This window comes from Sphingomonas sp., assembly GCF_035758555.1.
GTDB lineage: Bacteria > Pseudomonadota > Alphaproteobacteria > Sphingomonadales > Sphingomonadaceae > Sphingomonas_B.
This window is the reverse complement of sequence record NZ_DASTXI010000081.1, coordinates 1-5,664: the sequence shown is the minus strand read 5'-3', so window position 1 is coordinate 5,664 and position 5,664 is coordinate 1. Positions and strand designations below refer to the sequence as shown.

Genomic DNA, 5,664 nt, shown 5'->3' with positions numbered 1-5,664 from the left:
CGGGATCGAGCTCTCCGGGCTGCCCCGCTACACCGCCCGCGCGCTGCCGCTGTTCGGAAAGCTCACCCGCTTCGGCCGCGTCGCCGTCGTCTCCGATCAGGCCTGGCTCCGCGCCGCGACTCGCCTCGAAAGCGCAGTCCTGCCCTTCATCAGCTACCGCGTCTTCGAACCCGCCGAGCGCGACCAGGCGCTGGCCTGGGTGAAGGGCGGCGCGGACTGAGCGTCAAGCCACGTTGTCGCGATTGAGGCCACCGGCTTGGCTGAGCTTGTCGAATGGCTGGTCGGGGTGGAAAGCGGGCATGAGAGCCGGTAGGTTTGCGGAATGTCAGGGTATCTGCCGGAGCCGGAAAAGCCGAAAGGCTCGGACGTGAAGGCCTTCAGCTTTTACGTGCTCGGCCCTGCCCTGCTGGGCGGGTTCTTGCTGTTCGACGGACTTTATTGGGGGCGCCATATCGAAGCTTCCGCTGCCGCATTGATACTATGCGCCGCTCCCTTCGTCGCTCGTTGGGCGTGGCGCGGCGGGATGTGGGACTGAACTGCCCCTTTGATCCGTTTAGTCTGATCCGCAATGGTCAGTATACGACTATCGTCACCCCTGCCCTAGCTGGATCCCGGCCCGTCGTCCTTTTCTTGGCGCTCTTCGTGTGAGATCAACTTGAGTCTCGGCTGCGCGGAAACGGCGGGAGTCCTACGGCCGCGCCGCCAGACCCCGTTGCTTCATCCGCCACAGCGCCAGCTCGATGCGGTCCTGGCCGAAGAACGGTTCGCCTTCAAAGACCAAAGTCGGCACGCCCCAATGGCCGGCTGCTTCAAGTGCGGCCTGGTTGGTGGCGATCTCTGTGTCCAGGGCGTCGGCGTCTCGCTCGGCCTCCGTTTCCAGTTCGGCAAAGTTCAGGCCGGCGCGCTCGGCGGCGCCGGTGAGGTGGTCGCCTTCGTTCCAGCCCGGCGTGCCGCCCCAGATCAGCCGCGACGCTTCGTCTGCAAAAGCGAGGCCCTTGCCCCGCCGCGCCGCCGCCTGGCCGATCCGGGTCAGGCGGAAGATGTGCGGCTGATCCGCGGCGATGCGGCGCGTCGCGATGTCCTGCACGATCGGGTCCGGCCGCGGCGGCGCGAACGGAATGCCGAGATATGCTGCGAGGCGCATCACGTCGGTCACCGTATAGCGCAGCCAGTTCGGGTGGCTGCGCTCGAAGAAATCGGGCTGGCGGATCGCGAGCGGGTAGACCGGACGCAGCGCGATCTCGAGGTCGTATGTCTCGGTCAGCGCGCGGTACCGGCGCGTGGCGAGATAGGAATAGGGGCTGCGGAACGACCAGAACAGGTCGGCCACGAGCCCCACCGTCACGCCGCCTTCTGGAGGTGGCGGCGGCCGAGCAGCTCGGCGATCTGGACGGCGTTCAACGCGGCGCCCTTGCGGAGATTGTCGGAGACGACCCACAGGGCGAGGCCGTTTTCCACGGTCGGGTCCTCGCGGATGCGGCTGACATAGGTGGCGAACTCGCCGACAGCCTCGACCGGAGTCACGTATCCGCCGTCCTCACGCTTGTCGACCAGCATCACGCCGGGGGCTTCGCGGAGCAGGCGCTGGGCTTCGGCGGCGCTGATCTCGTTCTCGAACTCGACATGCACCGCCTCGCTGTGGCCGACGAACACGGGCACGCGGACGCAGGTGGCGACCACCTTGATCTTCGGGTCGAGAATCTTCTTGGTCTCCACCACCATCTTCCATTCCTCCTTGGTGAAGCCGTCATCCAGGAAGCTGTCGATGTGCGGGATCACGTTGAACGCGATCTGCTTGGTGAATTTCTTCGGCTCTGCCTGCTCCCCGACAAAGATGTTGCGGCTCTGTTCGAACAGCTCGTCCATGCCGCTCTTTCCGGCGCCGGAGACCGACTGGTAGGTGGCGACGACGACGCGGGTGATCTTCGCCGCATCGTGCAGGGGCTTCAATGCCACCACCATCTGCGCGGTCGAGCAGTTCGGGTTCGCGATGATGTTCTTCTTGCGATAGCCGTCGATCGCGCCCGGATTCACTTCCGGTACGATCAGCGGCACGTCCGGGTCCATCCGGTACAGCGACGAATTGTCGATCACGGTGCAGCCGGCGGCGGCGAATTTGGGGGCGTAGACTTTGGTCGCTTCGGAGCCGATCGCGAACAGCGCGATGTCCCAGCCGTTGGGATCGAAATGCTCGATATTCTGGATCTTAAGCATGCGGCCAGATTCGCCGAACTCGACCTCGTCGCCCTGGCTGCGCGACGAGGCGAGCGCGGCGATGTCGTCGATCGGGAATTCGCGCTCCGCCAGGATGTTGAGCATCTCGCGCCCGACATTGCCCGTCGCCCCTGCGACCACGACCCGGTAACCCATATTCGTCTCCTTGCCGTCCGCTTCCGGACAGTTTCCGTTCGCAAGCGGACAGTTCGATCTCCGTCCGACTACATCTGTAATCGAAAATCCGCAGAAATCCGCAGGCCAACGCTTTGGCCCGTCTTTTGCGTGACTGCCAGATAGAAATCCGGAGGGTCCAATGAAACCTGCCTTGCCAATTCTCTTTCTCGCCGCATTCGGAGCGTCCGCGGACGCGCAGCCGGATGCCCGTGCGGCAGCGGCCGCCAGCGCCCGCTATGCGGTCGATGCGCCCTGGACCGCGAGCATCAGCAAGTCCGATCCGTCGAAGCTGCACATCAACATCATCGAGAACCGGCACGGCACGCTGGGCACCTCGGTCCCGATCGCCGAGCTGAACGGCCTGACGGCGGAAGAGCTGAAGGGCACCGGCCGGCCGGTGACGTTCGTGCTGCGGCGGGAATCGGGGACGATCACTTTCTCGGGCCGGTTCGCCAACGGCACTGGCCAGGGCACGCTGCATTACGACGCCGACCCGGCCTTTTTCGCGCGGCTGGCGGCGATGGGGGTGCGCAACGACCTGACGGACCGGCGCACCAACGTGCTCGCGCTGCCGATGCTCGACGTGCGCAGCGACTATATCGAGGCGCTGCGCCGGGAAGGCGCGTTCGTCGACCTGAGCGACTATATCGGCATGCGGGCGGTGAACGTGCGGCCGGAAATGGTGCACGAGCTGAAGCCGCTGATCGCGGGCACGCTGCGTGCGTCCGATATGATGGCGCTGGCCGCGCTGGGCGTCACCCCCGCCTATGTGCGGGAGATGCGGACGGCCTATCGGACGCTGACCGCGAGCGACCTGTCGTCGATGAAGGCGCTGGGCGTGAAGCCGGCCGACATCGGGCAGTTCAAGGCGATCGGGCTCGACGTGTCGCCCGAGGATGCGGCGGGGATGAAGGCGCTGGGCGTCACCCCGGATTATGTCGCTGAGATGCGCGCGGCGGGCGCCCGCATCCGCACGCCGGGCGATGCGCAGAGCTTCCGCGCGCTTGGCATTTCCCCTGCTGCCGTCAAGCGGACCGTCGCGCACGGCCGGCCCAATCCGTCGGCCTCGGACGTGATGGAAGCCAATGTCAGGTTCTGATCCCGCCGCGGCGACGTGACGGGCGGGGGCGGTTCTTAAGGGGAGAGCCGCCCCCCTTCATTTTTCGGCAGCGCATCGAACGCGATGGTAAGCCGCGGCTCGGCGCTCTCGAACCGCGACGTGCCGTGCCAGAAATAGGAAGGGAAGACGACCAGCCGGCCGACTTTCGGCGTCTCGACCCGGCATGCGGGCAGGTCGAGCCCTAGCGCCATGTCAGGGATGCCGAAGGCCAGCGCGCCCGCCTGGCCGTCGCAGACCTCGGGCGGCAGGCCGATATACAGCGCCGAACTCATCCAGCCGCGCTGGTGCATGTGGTTGATGTGGAAACCGTCGCTGCGCAGCCGCACCGACCAGGAGCCGGCGAAGTCGATATTGCCGGTATTGCGCGACAGGAACGGATGGGCGGGATCCTGCGGCAGTTCGCGAAGCCGCCGTTGCACTCCGGTCCGGACCTGCGCGATCAGCCGCTGGATCAGCGGGTCCCGTTTGTCGAACAGGTTCCCCCTGGTCTGCGTGCCGCCCCGGAGCGACTGTTCCGCGGGATGCTCGCGCATCACGTGCATCGCGTTCAGGCGATCGGCGAACTCGTCGAAGAAGCCCGGTGCGGCATCCAGATCGACGGACATCACCAGCCGCTCGTAATCGGCGAGCCAGGCCTCGCGGGGATCGCCGAGCAGCCGCCAGATCACCGTCAGTAATGCCCAAGGTGCCTGGTCGAGCGGATCGATCTCCGTCGCGCGGAGCGCATGCGCTTCCGCCGCCCGCGCATCCCCCGCGGCCAGCAGGCAGTGGGACAGATGCTGGTGTGCGGACTCGTGGTCGGGCTGATCCGCCAGCACCTGCCGCAGCATGTCGATCGCCAGCGTGTGATTGCCCAACCGCGACAATGCGCCGGCACGGGCGATCCGCACCTCCGGAAAGGCGCCGATCTGCGCTTCTGCGTCCTGCGCCCAGGCGGCCAGCTGGACATAGTCGCGCACCGCAAATGCCGTGCGAAGCGCCGATCCCCAGAGCGGGATCGATTTCGGCCGGGCTCGCAGCGCGGCGCGATAGGCATCGAGCGCCTGCGACCCGGCTCCGAGCTGGGGCAGCAGCAGCGCCAGCGTCTCATGCGCGTCGATCTGCTCGGGAACCTGGCCGACGATATTGCGGTACTCGGCAACCGCTTCTTCGTGGCGGCCGACATCGGCGAGCAGATGCGCCCGTAGCGTCGCCGTCTCGGGCGGCACCGGGCCTTGGCGCAGCGCCTGGTCGGCTTCCTCGAGCGCGTCCTCAGCCCTGTCTTCCTGCCGCAGCAAGGTCACCAGATTGTGGCGGCTGCGCAGGTCATCGGCATCGATCGCGATCGCACGGCGATAGACCTGCTCCGCGGTTTCCACATTGCCGCGCTGCCGCTCAAGCAGCCCCAGCGCCGCCCAGCCGCGCCCGACCGCCGGGGCCGCGCGGATTGCGCGGGACAGCGCAGCCTCCGCAATGTCGAACCGGCCGGCATTGGTCGCGACGATGCCCAGGTCGATCCAGCCGTCATTGTGGTCGGGCCTGAGCCCTGTCGCCTTCTGCAGCGCTTCGACCGCGCTTTCGCCTTCGCCCATATCGTCGAGCAGGGTGCCATAGCATTGCCAAAGCGCGGCATGGTCTGGCGCGAGTTGAAGCGCCGCCTCGAAGCTTTGCCGCGCTTCGGGCAGACGGCCGAAGGCTCTCAGCAGCAGTGCCTGCAGATACAGTCCGTTCGGATGGTCGCGGACATGGACCGGCAGCGCGTCGAACCGGTGGACGGCGCCGAGCGCGTCGCCGGACTGGAACTGGGCGTGAACGCCCTGGAGCGCGCGAAGATCGACGGGTGAGAGCGGACGCTGCATTTACAAGGTTGTGAAATGGCCTGCGTCCGGACGCAAGCCCATTCATATGGCGTTCATGTTCGCGCGGCGCTCAGCCCTTCCGCCGCGATCCGCTCTGCTTCAGCGAACAGCGCCGGATCGACGGTCGCGCCCGAGGCGGCGGCATTCTCCTCGAGCTGCTCGGGGCGGCTGGCGCCGACGATCGCGGAGGCGACGTTCGGCTCCTTCAGCACCCAGGCCAGCGCGAATTGGCCAAGCGTGAGCCCGGCTTCGGCGGCCAGCGGCTTCAGCTTCTGCACCGCCTCCAGCACCGGCCGTTGCATCCAGCGGTCGATA

The 5,664-nt window shown here is 66.9% G+C and carries 7 protein-coding genes; 3 read left to right on the top strand and 4 right to left on the bottom strand.

Annotated features, from left to right (window positions below):
- The coding region (locus VFT73_RS05200) for an STAS/SEC14 domain-containing protein (RefSeq protein WP_326409102.1) at positions 1 to 220 on the top strand (220 nt) is incomplete at its 5' end.
- Between the two features lie 102 nt (positions 221 to 322).
- Entirely contained in the window at positions 323 to 535 is a 213-nt protein-coding gene (locus VFT73_RS05195) for a hypothetical protein (RefSeq protein WP_326409101.1), read from the top strand.
- A gap of 153 nt (positions 536 to 688) precedes the next feature.
- On the opposite strand, the gene VFT73_RS05190 is transcribed toward VFT73_RS05195, so the two are convergent.
- Positions 689 to 1,339, bottom strand: a complete 651-nt coding sequence (locus VFT73_RS05190) for a 2-hydroxychromene-2-carboxylate isomerase (protein ID WP_326409103.1) — start codon at positions 1,337 to 1,339, stop codon at positions 689 to 691.
- Between the two features lie 2 nt (positions 1,340 to 1,341).
- Positions 1,342 to 2,370 (bottom strand): aspartate-semialdehyde dehydrogenase, encoded by a 1,029-nt coding sequence (locus VFT73_RS05185; protein WP_326409100.1) that lies wholly within the window; start codon positions 2,368 to 2,370, stop codon positions 1,342 to 1,344.
- A gap of 160 nt (positions 2,371 to 2,530) precedes the next feature.
- Here VFT73_RS05185 and VFT73_RS05180 point away from each other — a divergent pair, with 160 nt between their 5' ends.
- Positions 2,531 to 3,490, top strand: coding sequence for a hypothetical protein (locus VFT73_RS05180; RefSeq protein WP_326409099.1), 960 nt, complete (start codon positions 2,531 to 2,533; stop codon positions 3,488 to 3,490).
- 35 nt (positions 3,491 to 3,525) lie between these two features.
- On the opposite strand, the gene VFT73_RS05175 is transcribed toward VFT73_RS05180, so the two are convergent.
- Positions 3,526 to 5,349, bottom strand: coding sequence for a tetratricopeptide repeat protein (locus VFT73_RS05175; RefSeq protein ID WP_326409098.1), 1,824 nt, complete (start codon positions 5,347 to 5,349; stop codon positions 3,526 to 3,528).
- Between the two features lie 53 nt (positions 5,350 to 5,402).
- The coding region (locus tag VFT73_RS05170) for an aldo/keto reductase (protein WP_326409097.1) at positions 5,403 to 5,664 on the bottom strand (262 nt) is incomplete at its 5' end.

Excerpts from the sequence above, each read along its gene's own strand:
- VFT73_RS05180 (WP_326409099.1), top strand. The coding sequence starts at position 2,531 with ATGAAACCTGCCTTGCCAATTCTCTTTCTCGCCGCATTCGGAGCGTCC.
- VFT73_RS05195 (WP_326409101.1), top strand. The coding sequence starts at position 323 with ATGTCAGGGTATCTGCCGGAGCCGGAAAAGCCGAAAGGCTCGGACGTG.
- VFT73_RS05175 (WP_326409098.1), bottom strand. The coding sequence starts at position 5,349 with ATGCAGCGTCCGCTCTCACCCGTCGATCTTCGCGCGCTCCAGGGCGTT.
- VFT73_RS05185 (WP_326409100.1), bottom strand. The coding sequence starts at position 2,370 with ATGGGTTACCGGGTCGTGGTCGCAGGGGCGACGGGCAATGTCGGGCGC.